The sequence below is a fragment of the Paenibacillus sp. PvR133 genome (assembly GCF_017833155.1).
Taxonomy (GTDB): domain Bacteria; phylum Bacillota; class Bacilli; order Paenibacillales; family Paenibacillaceae; genus Paenibacillus; species Paenibacillus polymyxa_B.
Map to the genome: position 1 here is coordinate 5,304,386 of NZ_JAFIBS010000001.1, position 15,796 is coordinate 5,320,181.

Annotated in this window: 14 protein-coding genes and 1 pseudogene; 3 read left to right on the plus strand and 12 right to left on the minus strand. The window is 41.0% G+C overall.

Annotation, left to right across the window (positions count from 1 at the left end; genetic code table 11):
* Nucleotides 1-207: 207 nt before the first annotated feature.
* The 3 genes and pseudogenes from JOE49_RS23130 to JOE49_RS23140 form a co-directional block, all read right to left on the minus strand.
* Nucleotides 208-378, minus strand: a complete 171-nt coding sequence (locus JOE49_RS23130; RefSeq protein ID WP_155766949.1) for a hypothetical protein — start codon at nt 376-378, stop codon at nt 208-210.
* Between the two features lie 214 nt (nt 379-592).
* Nucleotides 593-796: pseudogene (locus tag JOE49_RS23135) on the minus strand (RNA polymerase subunit sigma-70); the annotation flags it as partial.
* 281 nt (nt 797-1,077) lie between these two features.
* On the minus strand, nt 1,078-1,407 hold the full coding sequence (locus JOE49_RS23140) for a hypothetical protein (protein WP_245248474.1): 330 nt from the start codon (nt 1,405-1,407) through the stop codon (nt 1,078-1,080).
* Nucleotides 1,408-1,553: 146 nt separating this feature from the next.
* On the opposite strand from JOE49_RS23140, the gene JOE49_RS23145 reads away from it, so the two are divergent.
* Entirely contained in the window at nt 1,554-2,063 is a 510-nt protein-coding gene (locus JOE49_RS23145; RefSeq protein ID WP_209942976.1) for a discoidin domain-containing protein, read from the plus strand.
* Nucleotides 2,064-2,116: 53 nt separating this feature from the next.
* Here the strand turns inward: JOE49_RS23145 and JOE49_RS23150 are convergent, their stop codons facing one another.
* The 4 genes from JOE49_RS23150 to JOE49_RS23165 all read right to left on the minus strand — a co-directional run bounded on the left by JOE49_RS23150 (nt 2,117) and on the right by JOE49_RS23165 (nt 11,213).
* Entirely contained in the window at nt 2,117-6,703 is a 4,587-nt protein-coding gene (locus JOE49_RS23150) for a fibronectin type III domain-containing protein (protein ID WP_209942977.1), read from the minus strand.
* A 194-nt stretch (nt 6,704-6,897) separates the two neighbouring features.
* Entirely contained in the window at nt 6,898-7,776 is an 879-nt protein-coding gene (locus JOE49_RS23155; RefSeq protein ID WP_209942979.1) for a hypothetical protein, read from the minus strand.
* 213 nt (nt 7,777-7,989) lie between these two features.
* Entirely contained in the window at nt 7,990-9,459 is a 1,470-nt protein-coding gene (locus JOE49_RS23160) for a transthyretin-like family protein (RefSeq protein ID WP_023989556.1), read from the minus strand.
* A gap of 272 nt (nt 9,460-9,731) precedes the next feature.
* The gene (locus tag JOE49_RS23165; RefSeq protein WP_209942981.1) at nt 9,732-11,213 is read right to left on the minus strand and encodes an Ig-like domain-containing protein; all 1,482 of its coding nucleotides are present in this window, start codon (nt 11,211-11,213) and stop codon (nt 9,732-9,734) included.
* Nucleotides 11,214-11,520: 307 nt separating this feature from the next.
* On the opposite strand from JOE49_RS23165, the gene JOE49_RS23170 reads away from it, so the two are divergent.
* A complete protein-coding gene (locus JOE49_RS23170; protein ID WP_023989558.1) occupies nt 11,521-12,009 on the plus strand; it encodes a hypothetical protein in 489 nt (162 codons plus the stop codon).
* 58 nt (nt 12,010-12,067) lie between these two features.
* On the opposite strand, the gene JOE49_RS23175 is transcribed toward JOE49_RS23170, so the two are convergent.
* The 3 genes from JOE49_RS23175 to JOE49_RS23185 are packed head-to-tail and all read right to left on the minus strand — an operon-like array spanning nt 12,068 to nt 14,102.
* Nucleotides 12,068-12,898, minus strand: a complete 831-nt coding sequence (locus JOE49_RS23175; RefSeq protein ID WP_209942983.1) for a siderophore biosynthesis protein — start codon at nt 12,896-12,898, stop codon at nt 12,068-12,070.
* Between the two features lie 11 nt (nt 12,899-12,909).
* A complete protein-coding gene (locus tag JOE49_RS23180) occupies nt 12,910-13,362 on the minus strand; it encodes an ATP-binding protein (protein ID WP_209942986.1) in 453 nt (150 codons plus the stop codon).
* A 2-nt stretch (nt 13,363-13,364) separates the two neighbouring features.
* Nucleotides 13,365-14,102 (minus strand): tRNA(His) guanylyltransferase Thg1 family protein, encoded by a 738-nt coding sequence (locus tag JOE49_RS23185; protein ID WP_209942988.1) that lies wholly within the window; start codon nt 14,100-14,102, stop codon nt 13,365-13,367.
* Nucleotides 14,103-14,349: 247 nt separating this feature from the next.
* Between JOE49_RS23185 and JOE49_RS23190 the strand changes: the two genes are divergently transcribed.
* Nucleotides 14,350-14,778, plus strand: a complete 429-nt coding sequence (locus tag JOE49_RS23190; RefSeq protein ID WP_023989561.1) for a DUF4395 domain-containing protein — start codon at nt 14,350-14,352, stop codon at nt 14,776-14,778.
* A 104-nt stretch (nt 14,779-14,882) separates the two neighbouring features.
* Here the strand turns inward: JOE49_RS23190 and JOE49_RS23195 are convergent, their stop codons facing one another.
* Both JOE49_RS23195 and JOE49_RS23200 read right to left on the minus strand, forming a co-directional pair.
* A complete protein-coding gene (locus JOE49_RS23195) occupies nt 14,883-15,230 on the minus strand; it encodes a Na-translocating system protein MpsC family protein (RefSeq protein ID WP_013311231.1) in 348 nt (115 codons plus the stop codon).
* A 119-nt stretch (nt 15,231-15,349) separates the two neighbouring features.
* Nucleotides 15,350-15,778: a MarR family winged helix-turn-helix transcriptional regulator gene (locus JOE49_RS23200; protein WP_023989562.1), complete on the minus strand. Its 429-nt coding sequence runs from the start codon at nt 15,776-15,778 to the stop codon at nt 15,350-15,352.
* Nucleotides 15,779-15,796: the final 18 nt, after the last annotated feature.

The window sequence follows — 15,796 nt, forward strand, 5'->3', positions numbered from 1 at the left end:
TAACCCCTTATAAAAAATATAGGAACAATATACCATATTAAGCACGCTTGTTCGAGTATAATTTTCTGATTCCTTACACTTTACAATGACATACTCCTTAGACGCTCTCACGTTCGTTCTAAAGCTGTTATTTCGGATTCGGGATAACTGGATTGATTTATAAATAACACAAATTAAAAACCATCCTTATTGGATGGCTTAAAGTGATTACTGACTAAACACAGGCATTAAGTTACCTGCTAATGACCTTAATAAATTTGTAGACACATCAGCAAACATATTTGATCCTTCTGCTGGATGTTTGAAGAATAAAATAATACCTGCGAACACAATAACAGCTATAACTATTTGTGGTGTACTCTGCCTTATTTCGCGCATAAATTGTCCCCTTTGATTCAATACCTATATTTTACATTTTAGATTTATGACGGTCAAATCTAATGCTCGTCCTACTAAATCATAATGAACTTGTCCTCTTTTGGCACAAGCTTTCTTGGTTTATTTGAGCCTTTAGGCAACTCCTCAATTTCAAAAACCCCTTGGAAATAAAGGGCTAACTGCTCATTGTTTTTACTTTGTTTTGTATTCACATCTTTTTCACAATATGGGCCACCAGCCGTAGGTTATGCTCAATGAGTGTGTTACGGGAGTGTGCATTGCCTTCGGCAAACAGCTTTAGGTGTCGAGCTTCCTCTTTCTCAGTCAATGGCTGCGGAAAGGCGTTGTTTTTCACGTAGGAAACGAGTAGCGTCAATTCCTTGATGAACAGAGCGATAGCGCTAAATAGTCCGGGCACGGATGACACCTCCTGAGGTAGTTGCGAACTTACCGGCCTTTGTTACTTACCGGGCTTGCGGTCTGTTTATTGTATGTAGGCAGGTGCCCATCCGTGCCTGTACTCCGAAAACTGCTCCGTAACAATTTGCCGGATATCTTTCTGGAGCAACCTCCAATACTTAATTCGAAGCGTAGAGATCTCTTCGACACAAATCAACGCACTCCATATAGCCAGAGGAAGACCCGGGATAGCTTTACATTATTCATCACTTGGTTTCCCCATTTTCTTTCAGTAGAGTATTAACTTCTTTCTAAATATGACAATGGAAGTGGCGAATAGACCATTGTATCTCCATCTTCATCTCGTTTTAAAATAATAGCAAACTCAGCACCATTACTTTCATCGCCTCTTGGCAACGGAAATATCATAGCCGGACAACGCGACTCATAATTATGAGGAAATTCTTTTCGAAAGTTCTCTAAAGCATAATTCAGAATCGCATCTATTTTGTCGGTAAGCACATTAAATCCACCTATTACAAAATCATTATATTCTTGGGAAGTGGTGTACTTCTCAAATAATTTTCTTTTATATTCCTCAACAGTACTAAAACAAACTTCCCAATCCAAAGGGAAAATGCCATCTCCCAAATAATAAGTGTATAACTAGTATGCATTCCATGTTCAAGGAATATATTCATAGAGAGTTTCATATAAATGATATGAATCAACCTTTTCGACACATTCAAAAATTAAACTTAAGGAGGAATTTCAACATGGCAAAATTCAGTCAAAATCCAGACGACTATACTTTTTCCGTGGATCCTGTTGTTATAGCAGAGGAAAATGTTTCAACGAATGGAGATTCTAAAAATACTTTTCCAAAAAATGTTTTAATCGATAATAATCTATATTGGGAAAGTAGTTTAAGCGGTAAAGGTGGAGAAATCATCTTCAAATTAGATACAGGTAAGACGATCAATGATATTCTTTTAGCTCAGCCATCTTCTCGAGCTTTTATTCTTTCATTTTCTTTTCACGGCTCTAATGACGGAGAAAATTGGTTTAGGTTAGGTGAAGTCGAAGCTTTGCCAACCATTGCAAAAACAACCTATCAATTTAGTAATGAGATTCCTTTTTCATATTATAAAATAATTGTACTTTCATCCGGGATGAGTAGTACAACCTCCTATTATGGTATACGATATATTCAGCTAAAAACCGCACTCATTAATGGCGTTCCTGCCTACAGAGCATCCAATTTAAACCCTGCTATTGCGGAATAAGTTAAGTTAGTACACAAAAAAAGGGGCTGGCCAACGCCGCCCCTTGATTCGTTCTATTTCACTTGAAGCATGTTATAAATCATCTCAGCCGCTTCCGCACGTGTGACCTCCTGCTTGGCCCGAAAGCTACCATCTGGATATCCTTGTACTAAATTAATCTCGGTTAGACCAAGTACATCCTTTCTGGCCCACTCTACAATTTGAGAGGAATCCGAGTATGCACTGCTTTCTTGCTGTGGTGTAGCTTTGATAATGTTATTCACCATTTTAGCCGCCTGCTCACGGTTAATGACCCGATCTGGGCCAAATTCTCTATTACTAAACCCGCGAGCGACCTGATCTTTAATCGCCGTTTTGAGAAGATCAACGTACCACGCCGATGGATTAATATCCTCGAAGCCTAAAGTCACATCCGTTTCGAGCGGTAATTTCAAGGAACGGACCAGCATCGAAGTGAACTCCATACGCGTTACAGGTCTGTTCGGCTCAAATAGCGTGTGGGTTGTTCCCTTTACTATACCCAAATCGGCAAGCACATTTATTTTTTCTTTATTAAATATCCGATCAATGTCACTAAAATGATTTGGCTTCTTCTCAACGGTTGAATCCTGAATGTGCTCTGTTTCTATCGGTTCCTTTATAACAGGCTGAATCGGTTTTACACTCTCCGCCCCTCCTGCTCCGCCACCTACGTCCACAGTATTACCCGTTGTTTTTCCATGCGCTTGTTTTGCCTCTGTGCGTTTTCCTTGACTATTTTCTGCCCAAAGTTGAACTGTATACAACTGCTTCTCTTTAAGTTGTCTCCAGATATAGCTTCGATCCTTACCACGATATAGCTCTGTTCCTCCTTCACTGGCAAGGACGAAAATATCATTCTCATGGTCTGATTCCCAATGGATGATAAATTCACTATTCGTTGTTTCCGTCTTCAAAAACGCAAACGCTGGAGACGGCAGCGTCTCGACCTGACCTTCTGTCTGCTTACCTTCACCACTTGTGTTCACTGGCTTAATGGTAATACGATACACTGTAGAACTGTCCAATCCATCTACTTTAAATTCATGGGTGGTCGTATGACCGATAAGCACCTCGTTTTGGTAGACATTGTAAGCATCTGCACCCGAAGCTTCTTTCCACGTAACAACCAAATCGGTATCTGTTACTTCTTTCACTGTCAATCTATTGTCTGGTATTTGACCTGGCAAAGCGCGAAGCGTAAAGGGAGCTATATTACCTACCCCCGTTGTATTCACGGCCTGTATACCAAACGAGTAAATCATACCAGGCTGGATATCTGAAAGCTTAATATGGGCATCTCTGGTGTTAAAAACTTCCCCCGTATCTTTACGGGTTACAGTATATTGAGAAGAGCTCTTGATTTCATCCCAGCTCAGTGAAATCTGGCCACCCTCAAGTTCTGTAACATTAACATTTTGTACTTCAGGAGGAAGTGTCAGCAGCTCACCCAACGCTGGCTGGCTGAAACCACTACTGTTCCCACTGCTCACTTGAAAATCATAGTTTCTCCCACCTGTTAAACCAGATACAACCACACGTGGTTCCGTACTATAATAATTTTGACCGTTGATCGTTACCTTATATTGAGTTGCCCCATCAACCGGGGCCCATATCAATGTGGCATCGTGCTCGCGAACATCTTCAGCTGCAAGTTGTATAGCCGAATCAGGTAGTGTTAATGCGTTGATAGATGTATCTTCACCCGTGCCACTTCGATTGTAGGCTCGTATTTTAATATTGGCAGATCTACCAGCAGGCAAGCCCTCAAAAGTATAAGAGTGGATACCACGCGCAACCCGCACCTTCGGTTCATCGTTAACATTCAAGATGTATCCTTCAGCCCCCTGCACATCCTGCCACGCAACACCGATAGCATACACATCCTTCGTCACACTCGATAATGTCGTTACTCGATCAGGTAAAGTGATAACTCCCAGATGGGCATAGTCTCCGAATCCTGTTGCATTTTCAGCGGAAACGTTATAACCATACTCTGTTCCCGCCTGAAGATCAGTATCGGTGAATTCTGTATACACATCGTTATAAACCGATACTTCGTCACGTTCTAGGGCGTAGTAGGTGGCAGTGATTACAGAATTCCACTTCAAGTCGATTCCATCTTCTCTTACAGTTACATTCCGAAATCCGTTCGGGCTGTCTGGTAGACTTAGAAAAGATACATGCTTTGCTGTACCCTCTCCAGTGTCATTAATAGCTGATACAGAAACATCGTAATATTTACCAGGCTTCATTCCCGTAATTGGATTATACACATCCTGTGTAACCGTATCCTTAAATATGATTTCTCCCGTACTTACGTCTGCTGCTGTAATATTATATTTGTTAGCTGATGAGACTGGCGTAAAGTCAGCCATGATTTCTGCAGAATGACGAGAGACAGGTCGTAACTGGATATGCTCAGGGGCATCAGGTAACGTTAATATATGGACTCGATTAGAATACGCATTACCTCCCACATGATTACTAGAACGCACTTCATATTCGTATTGCCGTCCTCCTTGTAGCCCTCTATCTGTAAAAGAATTTGTCGGATGCGTAACATCCCAAACCTCATTAGTTGTTAGATTTCGGACTGTATAAACGTAACCATCATCAAGACCAGACGGGAGAGTCCACTGCAAATCAGCTTCTGTATTTCGTATGGATGTCGCAGAGAGCACAACCGACTGGGGCTGCCTTTGAATGCGAAGTGCACTGCTGACCGTTTCATAAATGTTACCCACCCTGTCTTTGACCTTGGCATGAACATACCATTCACCTTCATCTGAAAGATCCATCTGGATTGTTGTATCGGCTGAAGCATCCCAGTTTTCTGGTGAATCAGGGCTGTTCGTGATTTTATACTGCATTGTGGATGACTCAATCCCCGAATGCTGATCGGCATATCGTATCCTCACATGAATATGGGTATCTTTCCATTCACGCGAATCCGGCGTCAGTTGAATCGTCGGTGGTTCCAAATCAATATAAGATATTGCGGATACTGGATCACTTCGATTCCCAGCTGCATCTACAGCTTGAGCAGTCAATTTTACGATACCCGAACCATTTAATATTCCAGACGAACCAGACACATAGGTGCCAGAACCCAATTGATATTCATAATGTACTGCTGTAGTATCCGTCGCACCCGATAGAGTAAACTGCACTGGCTTATTGGTATATCCGGTAGGTATCGTCACCTCGGAAAACGTAACTTTCGGAGGCGTTGGCTTGGTTCGATCAATCATGACCGATTGAGTCACGATTGGACTAGACACGTTGAGATTATTGATCGTCCGCGCTGATAATTCGTAAATCCCTTCTGCGTTTAATGTAAAAGTGCCATTGTATGTCTGCCATTCCCCTAATGGGCCCAAGCGATATTGTGTCATCTTAATTCCATTTGTAGAGTCACTTCCTGAATCAATAGCAATATTCACATCACGGATCGTTGGCCCTGTCTCGCTAGCCCGGATGGTAGGAGCCGTCGGTCCCTTTTTATCAATGGTGACTTCTTTACTTACTTCTTGGCTCACATTACCGACGCCGTCAATGGAGCGTGCATGTACCGTGCTTTTACCATCTTTATTCACATGAAACACTCCACTATAATCCTGCCAATCCTGATTCACAACGCCCGTCATACGAAATTGAGTATGGGCTAGTCCAGAATAATCGTCTACACCCGGTTGTAATGAAATCGTATAGTCATTACTGTTTCCCGTTGCGTTTAGGATGGGTGGAGTTGGTGGCATCTTATCTATTCGGACATTCCCGGAAGAAAGACCACTATACTGGTTATTCACGTCTACTGTCCGGGCATAGATCGTATTTACACCGTGATCATATACAGTAAAGGGACCTGTGTATAGCTGGAATGCTCCTCCATTCAGGCTATATTCATAGTATTTTAGTCCTTCAGGAGCCACGTCCCCATTTATCCACACGGTTACAGGTTCTTTGGTCCATTCTGTGACAGCCTGGCCCTCAGCGCCTGCATGAATCTGCGGTGGTTTAGGCATGAAATCTGATTTGGGAATAACACGGATTCCAAACTTGGATATTTCATTGCTTGTCTGTTGGTTAGTTCCCATCGCTCTGAAATATCGAACATCCCTTAATGTAATAGAGTCGGTGATATCTATCCATTTTCCCTGGTAAAATCTATCGGCGTAGAATTTCGTTATATTAGTCCATGTGTATAAGTTCGTTCCGTTAGGCCTCCAACTGTCGCCTGCTGCGTTATTAGATGTATATATATCAGTATGATACGACCCTTCAATGTAAACAAAAATCCTGTAATCCGAAGTCTTAATAGATCTTCCAATATCAACAAAACGTTCAGTCGGCTGCGTAGTACCATCACATTTATATCTCGCCGAACCCATGCCAGTGTATACTTCCGTTGCTCCTATCCCACTTCCTGACCAAGAGCCCCAACTGTCGCCTCCACCCGGCAAATTGTTTTGGCAAAAAGGGCCTCCCATGATCTCCTGAGTAGCAGCTGATACCCTTTCCGGAAATATGGGAATCATCGTTAATAGTAGGACTACAGCCAAAAATCCGTACACCCACTTCCTATACTTCCTTACCTTTCGCTTATTTTTTCGATACATACACTTCTCCTTACTTTTATTTTATTTTCAAAGAGTTTTACAAACTCGCTTCGGGTAAAATAGAAAAAGCACCTCAAACAAAGGCGTTAATGCCTAGGTTTGAGGTGCTTCCTCTATATCACGAGTATGTTTTGAAGCTATTATACTTCGTTCCAATCAGGTTGTAAACAGAACTGACAAATTATTTGAAGGTGTTAATGAATCTGAACACCCAAGTTCCGAAAAAATCCCCGCATATTCTGCATGTAAGAATCCTGAGTAGCGGAAGATTGCTTAAGAAGATTTTGCATACTGTTCATAAAAGCAGAAGATGATGTCGTATCAGCTTTGTCAAACCGATTGTTTAGCGGTGTGTTATTGAGCAACTCTGCATTCTGTCCCGTACGTTCCTTGTATTTCTCAATCCAATCGGGATGTTGAGGAACCTTTTGCGCAAAATTTAACAGTTGGCTCAGCCCATTTCCTCCACCTTTAATATCATTCATGTACGCAGTATATTTTTGAGGATCAACCTGCTTCATCACTTCCGACAGCTTGACATAATCCTCAGGAGCACCTGACGGACGATCTATTGGAGTCGTGTAGCTAATATCTCCGGTCTCTGGATCAGTGGATCGTGTCAAAGCAATACTAGCAATCTGGTTCATGGTTTCCAGAAACTCTTTGGCCTTGTCGCCTTCCATGTAATGATCGGCAATATACTTGGATTGAGTAACTCCCATCTCCAGCAGCACAGCTCGTTGACTCTCATCCGTTACTGTTCCGTCGACGATAAAATTAGATTCAATCATACTGTACACTGCATTAGACACTTCTTCTGGCTGACCTTCCAAAACCCGGTTTAATGAATCATTGATCTGTGTTGTACCGAAATACTTGGCAGCCTGTGATACAATAGCTCCTTCCGCCAACTGTCTGCCAGCTTCACTAATCTCCACGGAGTCTTGAACTACCACTCTTGAGACCTGTTCTTCATGAAGCTGGGGTGGTGGAGCTTGCTTGCTTGTCGGATTGATCCGTAAGCTACTTGCATTAAGAATCGCTTGCTGTGCTCTAAGAGGTCCAAAATTCATTCTATTTCCTCCTGTCATGTTTGTAACAGGCAATCTAAGGCGTATGTATAGTGTAATGTGACCCTGTTTCTATATATATCGGACAAAGCATATATGGAATGAACATATGCTTTGTCCTAAAATTGAACAAATATTGAAACGAACTACTTTTGTTTCAGATATAAAATATTCAAGCAACAAGTTACCTTAAGTGTTAGCTTAATAACCCGTCCATCAGCCGCCATAAATACTATAGGCAAAGTGATATACAATATCTGTGTCTATAATCGAAGTACCTGACACCTGAACGGCTACCCCTGATAGATCATAGTAGTGTGTAAAACTGATGGCTCCAGACAGGTATTCCGCTATACTTCCAGTGGAAGATGGCAGGGAAAGAGTCACACTAAAGGCTCCATTCTGGTCCGTATAAGCTGTGCCTGTACGAGTACGATTTCCGCTGCTTTCAGTCCAGTTCTGATTCAACCAAGTCACATCAACAGGCGCATTTGCCACTGGATAACCATCAGTTGTCTTAACTACCCCCTTCACGGTAAGGTTGCTGCGTTGATTAACCCGATAATGACGACCATATGAGTAGTTCGGATAATCATTAGGACCATTAACAGAATCATAGCCGGTAATTTCAATTTTGCCAGCCCGAAGCACTGGCTTCAGTGTAAGTGTGTATAAATGATTGGGTGAATACTGATTGGTTGTGTACACTCGCACATAGTAGGTTCCTGTATTTAAGCTGACATTATGGTTCGTTTGCGGCAAAAGCGCCATTTGGTTTCCTGTAAGAGCTCCGTAGACTTCCGCTTTGTAGCCATAACCGTCCGAAACACTATCAAGCTTTACGTTCAAAGCATCATAATTGCGGCTGGCAGGGATCGTAACTTGGTACCAGTCATTATCAATGCCTGAATGAATGGAGCGTGAATTAAGCGATGAACCGCCCGTACTAAAGGTAAAGTTATAGGCATGGAAAGCACTCTCATCTGGTTCATATGCATCGTAGCTGGAGCTTGTATCGACCGTTAGATAGAAAGGATCATTGATGCTGGAACCCTTTTTGGCATGAACAGCAATCGCATATGCCTTTTCATATCCGGTAGCGTTACGGGTTCCTACGTTCTCAGGAAGTGAGGCAGCCCCCTGTTCATAATTGTTAAAATAAGTACCATAGGTGGATGCGTCAATGGCATTAGGATTAATGTCACCTGTCGTCATATCAAACTCATATAAGTATAAGTCATAGTCAAGCTGGGCTGAAAATGGACCATCCAACTGGGACTGCAACAATTCACCAGGCTGCAAATAGATCGGATATAAAAATTGTGTGCCTCCCTCTTGCGTAATCGTACCGGAATACGTAGCAGAGGAAACTGTGGCTGATGCAGCCATTGGGTTTGCCTTCAGCGAAGAAATAGGTTCCCTTTTCAATGAGGTTGTCTCTGGTGTCTTGAAGTTGAGATTTTCTTGCATGACATAAACCGAAGACGTAACGTTGTCTGGCTTGTCTGCTCGCGTTAAACGCTTAATCACGTCTTCATTTCCAGTTGTTAGCTGAATATCGGATTCCACTTTAATCGCTTGATCCGATGTAGCCTCCGTACTTTCACTCGCATTCGCAGTCATTCCGAAAGCAAACAGGAGCATCATGCTTAACATAACTGCAATAGCCTTTTTGAACCTCTTCATACTGAAATCCCCTCTCAAATAGTTTAAGGAATTCCCGCTATCCCCGGATAAACCAGGGTGATTTCTAGGCTGTATGGCTCTATCATAAATCATCTTTGGTTCTATTGGAATATATTATGCAAAACAATTTCTATTTGTAATCTATGAAAACAAGACCATTTTCTTATTCTTGGTGAATAAACATGAAAAGTCGCTCTTTCAGAAATGGAAAGCCTCAGCTAACCATTCAAAAAAAGCGACTCTCATGAATCAAAACTACATTAAAGCATATCTTAATTTCGCAAGCTATAAGCAAACAGATAAACAATGTCCGTCGCACTAATCGAAGTTCCATCGACCTGAGCGGCAACTCCTGTAAGATCATAGTAGTGTGTGGAACCAATTTCACTTATATAATCTACATTTTTTCCTGTCGATTGTGGAAGAGAAAGGGTCACACTGAATTTACCGCTATCATCGGTGTACGTAGAAGCCGTTCTCGTACGGTTACCGCTGCTCTCGGTCCAGTTCTTATCCAGCCATACGACCGTGACAGGCGCATTGGGAACCAGTTGACCATCTGTTGTTTTCACAACACCGTTCACGATCAGACTGCTGCCTCCGTTAATACGATAATGACGACCGTAAGAATACGTCGGATAATCATAATAGCCATTGGAGTTATAGCCAGTAATTTCAATTTTGCCAGCCCGAAGCACCGGTTTAATCGATAGTGTATATAAATGGTCGGCTGAATACTGACTTGTGCTGTACACTCGTACATAATAGGTCCCTGTGTTTAAGGTAACATTATGATTCGTTTGCGGTAGAAGCACCATTTGATTGCCAGTAAGAGCTGCATATACTTCCGCTTTGTATCCATAGCTTTCCGAAGTGCTGTCCAGCTTCACATTTAATGCATCATAATTACGGCTGGCCGGTACTGTAATTTGATACCAATCATTGTCTATAGCGGAATGGATGGTGCGGAAGTTAATCGAGGAGCCTTTGTCGTTAACAGTAAAATTATAAGCATGGAAGGCACTGTCATCCGGCTCATAGGCATCATAGTTGGAGCTTACTGCTACAGTTAAATAGAAAAGGTCATTAATGCTAGATCCCTTCTTGGCATGAACTGCAAGCGCGTAAGCCTTTTCGGCTCCGATCGAGTTGCGAGCTCCTACGTTTTCAGGAAGAGAAGCAGCTCCTTGCTCATAATTGTTAACATAATTCCCGTAGTTGGAAACATCTATTGGATTGGAATTAATATCGCCTGTCGCCATATCAAACTCATACAGGTATAAGTCATAGTCAAGCTGGGCTGAAAATGGACCATCCAACTGAGCCTGTAACAATTCACCCGGCTGCAAATAGATCGGATATAAAAACTGTGTGCCTCCCTCTTCTGTAATCGTACCGGAATATGTAGCAGTGGACGCTGTCGCTACGTTCCCTGCGGCTTTAGATGATACTGAGTTTGCACTGGCTTTGAGCGAAGGGGTAACTCTCTTTTTCAATACAGATTTCTGTGGTGTCGCCAAGTTAATATTTTCTGTAATGGTGTACACCGAATCTGTGATACTGGCAGGCTTGTCCGCGCGTGTTAATTGTTCAATAACACTTTCCTTATCAGTTGTTAGCTGCACATTGGAAACTGTTTGAATCGTTTGATCCGTCTTCACCTCTGGGCTTGCACTCGCGTTCGCCGTCATACCGAATGAAAGCAGGAGCATTGAGCTTAGTGTAACTGAAACCACCTTTTTAAATCTTTGCATACTGAAATCTCCTCTCAAATGTATTAAAAAAAATCAACCATTCTCCAAATATATACAGGGAAATTCTAGGATGTCCTTTTCTATCATAAAGTAATTCTGGTTCAAATGGAATATACTTCTTAAAACATTCTTATTTGTAATTCCATGTGAATAGGTTTAGGTTAATCAACTTAATTTTGACACTATTTTACCATAAAAATCCTACCATTCTCTTATTTATACGATATAATCAAATAATATGGATAGTTCTTTAAGACTATTAAATAAATCGAATTACCCATAACATACATAAAAAAGGGGAATACAGATGAAAAAACTTAGCGTGTTTATGTTAGTATTATGTTGCTTCTCCATTTTGGCAGCCTGCTCTACCGATCCGATAAAAAAAGATTTAATCACGTATGTAAATGATGGAATGCTTCCTTTGGCACAAGATGAAAAAGCAGTTACTGATAAGTATGAAGCTGTGACTGGAGATAACTTTACAGATGATGTTACACTATATAATGCTTTAAAAGACGATATCATCCCGGAATACACCAAATTTGTTGATAAGTTAGAAGCTGTAAAGACGGAAACTCCTGAGGTAAGAGCCGTCCACGAAACCTACATCAAGGCCGCCAGTACTCAAAAGGAAGCCTTCATTAAGATGCTCGATGCGTTGGATAAACAGGATCTGAACTTAGTCAATGAAAGTAACACCAAGCTCAGCGAAGGTAGAAAGCTATTCAGAGATTTTGGTGAACAAGTCAACACACTTGCTAAAGAGCATGATGTGGAGATGAATAAGAAATAAATAAAAAACTCCCTTTATGGGAGTTTTTTTATACTTCAGGATTTTGCAAAATCCTCACTTATGAATATTCGAAGCAAATTACCGCTTTCTTTAATTCTCTATCGTAAAATAAATAGACGGTATCCGCCCCAAACGCTTGGAAATAATATCCGGTGAAAGAACCGATATAGGTAAAAGTCTCACCATTGGGACGTTTAGGCACATGAAGCAGATTGGTTTGCTCGAACTGGAGCATCTCTTCCAGAGATTCGTCATATTCCTTGATATAACTTTGAGCCTTGTCAGACTGAAAAGCGATATCATCCAAAATGCCGTTAACTTCAGGGAAACTCAGCCCCCAACCGCTGGTTCGCTTTTCCTCAAAATCACGGGTGAGCTCTACCACAGACTTTTTAGCCTCCCCAAAGGAGGAATATGGATAAATTTTATTGTTTTCCAGGAAAAATGCTTTGCGAGCTTGGTAGTCTTGTTCATTAGCCATGTACACCTGTTCCAGTCCGTCCAACTCCATAACTTCTCTCTTCATACCTAAGTACGCTTTATCCCCGGTAGACTTCAGCGCTTCATAGGTGGCTTCCAATTGCTCTTTATGATGAAGACTAAAATAATTCCAGTCTGCTTCGAATTTGTATTTGCTGTCAATTACATCGAAACCCAGCATATCTTCCTTGGTATATGAGGTATGAAATTGCTGAGTATTTTCACCCACACAGCCTTCGTGTATTTCTTTTACGGAAACAAAATGCAGCCACTCGTCCTGCTCCGGGAATAAAAACTGAAGATTAATCGAGCAAATCGGTAGAAAGTGCTTGCGGTGATGTTCAAGATTACCAATAAATACGTCCTCATATGCTGGAAACCGTTTGATAAATCTCTCTGGTATGTTCATGGATGCTCCCCCTATATTGTATGGTTTTCCGGCAGCCTTCTGATCTGAAACGTTCCTTCAATGGAAATCACACTATAGAGTTCATCAAATCCTTCTTCGTAGCTTGGGATCTCTAGTTTACTCATTACACTTTTAATACCGATTTCAGGAATATACTCTTTGCCTGTGCGCTGCTCATTACGCTTAATAGATTCTGCAAAATCGGGCTCAAAATAGTAGCCAATAATTTTAAACCCCTTATTTTTACAAGCATCGATATATTTCTTCCGTTCTATAACAGTGGCATTTGTATTGTCTACAACAAAGCGCTGCATTGTTTCAATGGAGGCTTGCAGATAAATATTTTCCCTATTCCGTGTTTTAAGCATATCAAGATTTATTCGCATATGTGTTTTGAAGAAATGTTCTTTATAAAATGTCGACTTGCCCGAAGCCTGAATTCCTATAAAAATGACACACTCCAAATCTACACATCCTTGTCCAAGTATACATATTGGTTAATATAATCTCTATTCTGTGAAAAAATCGGTGTCTCATGATCAACATCCCACTTGCTTCTGACGGCTTCGCCTTTGTTGTACTGTTGTTTGGTAATGCAAATTCCCCGCTTTTGCCAGACTGGAATATCGTTCCAGTTTATCCCTTTTTCCACAAAAAGCTTGTCTTGTAGCTGATTTCCGTTCAATCCTTCTAATTCTGAATGCCTGAAATGGGCTTGAGCCACCATAGAAATGCTGTTTTTAGTAGCATCTTGCTGTCTCCATAGAAAGTAGTTTGTAACCTCATCCTGGGGCAAGACCCATGCTCTTGCATCAAAAGTGGCTAAAGGCTGACCTGGGTAAACCTTTTGGATTTCCTCATTAAATTTGGCTGTAGCCAGAGAAGCAGATATGGACACCATCTTTTGAAGATTATTTTCAAACCAGGATTGCGTCGTTAATTTGTCATAATTCGTAAGAAGCAATGAAATTTCATCGCTCTGATGATACACCAGTTTACATCCCATAATGTTATAGGCCAAATATTTACACGTCTCCCATAATGCAAAAATTAGTTTCTCATCAAAAGGTTTCGTCATCCCACGTGTAAAGGTATGAAAATGCGCACCATCAATTCTGATGATTACGGGTAAACGGCGTGGTAGGCTTAATCTATAGGCATTTTCATATTCCTTCATCCTATTTCCAAAATCATTTCTTTTCATAAACTATGTAGGTTCCTTTCATGATCCGTGATTTGCGCATAGAGTAAAACAATGTCTATCTTCCCCAATTGACATATATAAGAATTGTAACAAATTGGCTGATACATCGCTAGGAATTAAGAAAGACAAAAAAACTTAGCAGATGGACTTGCAGAGTCTTTCATTTTTTCTTGGTATCTATTCTCCAAATGTTAGGCTATAATAATTTCAGTTTTTACTTTATTCCGATATGAAAAGGATGATATATATGAGCCAAAATCCATCTTCCATTCCGCGTCCGTTAGTCAGGGCTAATCAATGGGTAATTGTTTTATCTGTAGTTTTTACTTGGATTACAGGGGGATATGGGGTGCTAGTTATTCCTCTTATCGCGGGGTTGCTCGGCGTCCTTTTTAACTTCAATCCAGTAATGCGGATAGCCAAGCTTTTCTTGAAGAAAAGCCCCTCCTCGTATGTGCAGGAGGACCGAGAGCAGCAAAGGTTTAATCAGCTTCTTGCCGTCTTTTTTCTGTTGGTCGCTTGGGTAGGATTTATGCTCCAGTGGAGTATTGTCGCTTATGTATTCTCGGCCATGGTCCTGGTGGCGGCCTTGGTGGCTATCCTTGGTTTTTGCATAGGATGTTTTGTTCTCTACCAATGGTCCCAATATCAATATCGAAGAAGAAAAAACGTGTAAACAGAAACAGCTCTCTTTTCATTCCATTAGGACATCGTTAATTAAATCGAAGGTGCAGCCGAACTCTCCGACAATATGGATGCTATGTCGGTTCCGCCTTCTTTTTATTTTGCAGTAATATTATCTTCAAATACAAAAACGGAGATGGCTATATCTTCCTCCACTTTAATATCTGAAAAGAGGTGCAGCAGCCGGGAATCCATGTAATCCTCCAGTTCTTTATTGAAGTGTGTGGGATATATTTTTTGAACCATTTTGGTTCGGGCTGCATGCACCATCTCTTTCCCGGATTCTTCTTGTGCAAGAAACTTTTCAGATGGGGTTAAATTTCCATACAGCATCGTGATAGCCATATTATCTACAAAGGTCGTATGTATGCGTTCCGGGCCTTTCCCAAACAGCTCTTTACGTACTTTTCGAATAATTTCGTTAAAACCCGTTTCCCTTCTCATATCGCACCGCTCTCCTAAAATCTACTAAAATCCCTATTACTATTTCCATCATAACCGATTCCTATCATATAAAACAGAGACTAGCGAAAGTGATTTTTGGAACATGATTTTATCTGCAATTATAAGCGTTCATTAATTTTGATTAACATTTCCTCTAAAATTCGCTTCTCCTCTTCGGTCAGGGCTTGAACAATTTCGTCCTCCACCTTTTGGAAAGAGTCACTAAAAGCTTCAATCAATTCAATGGCTTTTGGTAAAACATAAATATTTTTTTGCCGTTCATTATTGGCCGGGATTTTGCGCTCGATGAATCCTTTTTGCTCAAGACCTTGAAGTATGCTTGTAATGCTGGCTCCGCGCAGATGAAACCGATCGGCAAGATCCTTCTGAATTAAATCATTTTCTTGATTCTCGTAGATATATTTAATCATTTTTCCTTGTTGAGCATTTAATCCCAACTCTTTTATGCTCTCGTCCGCTCTTTTCTTTAACTTAAGACCAATAATCTGAAACAAATCCAGATAAACCGTATCCTTTTGGGTTTTCATAATCATATCTCCTCAAAT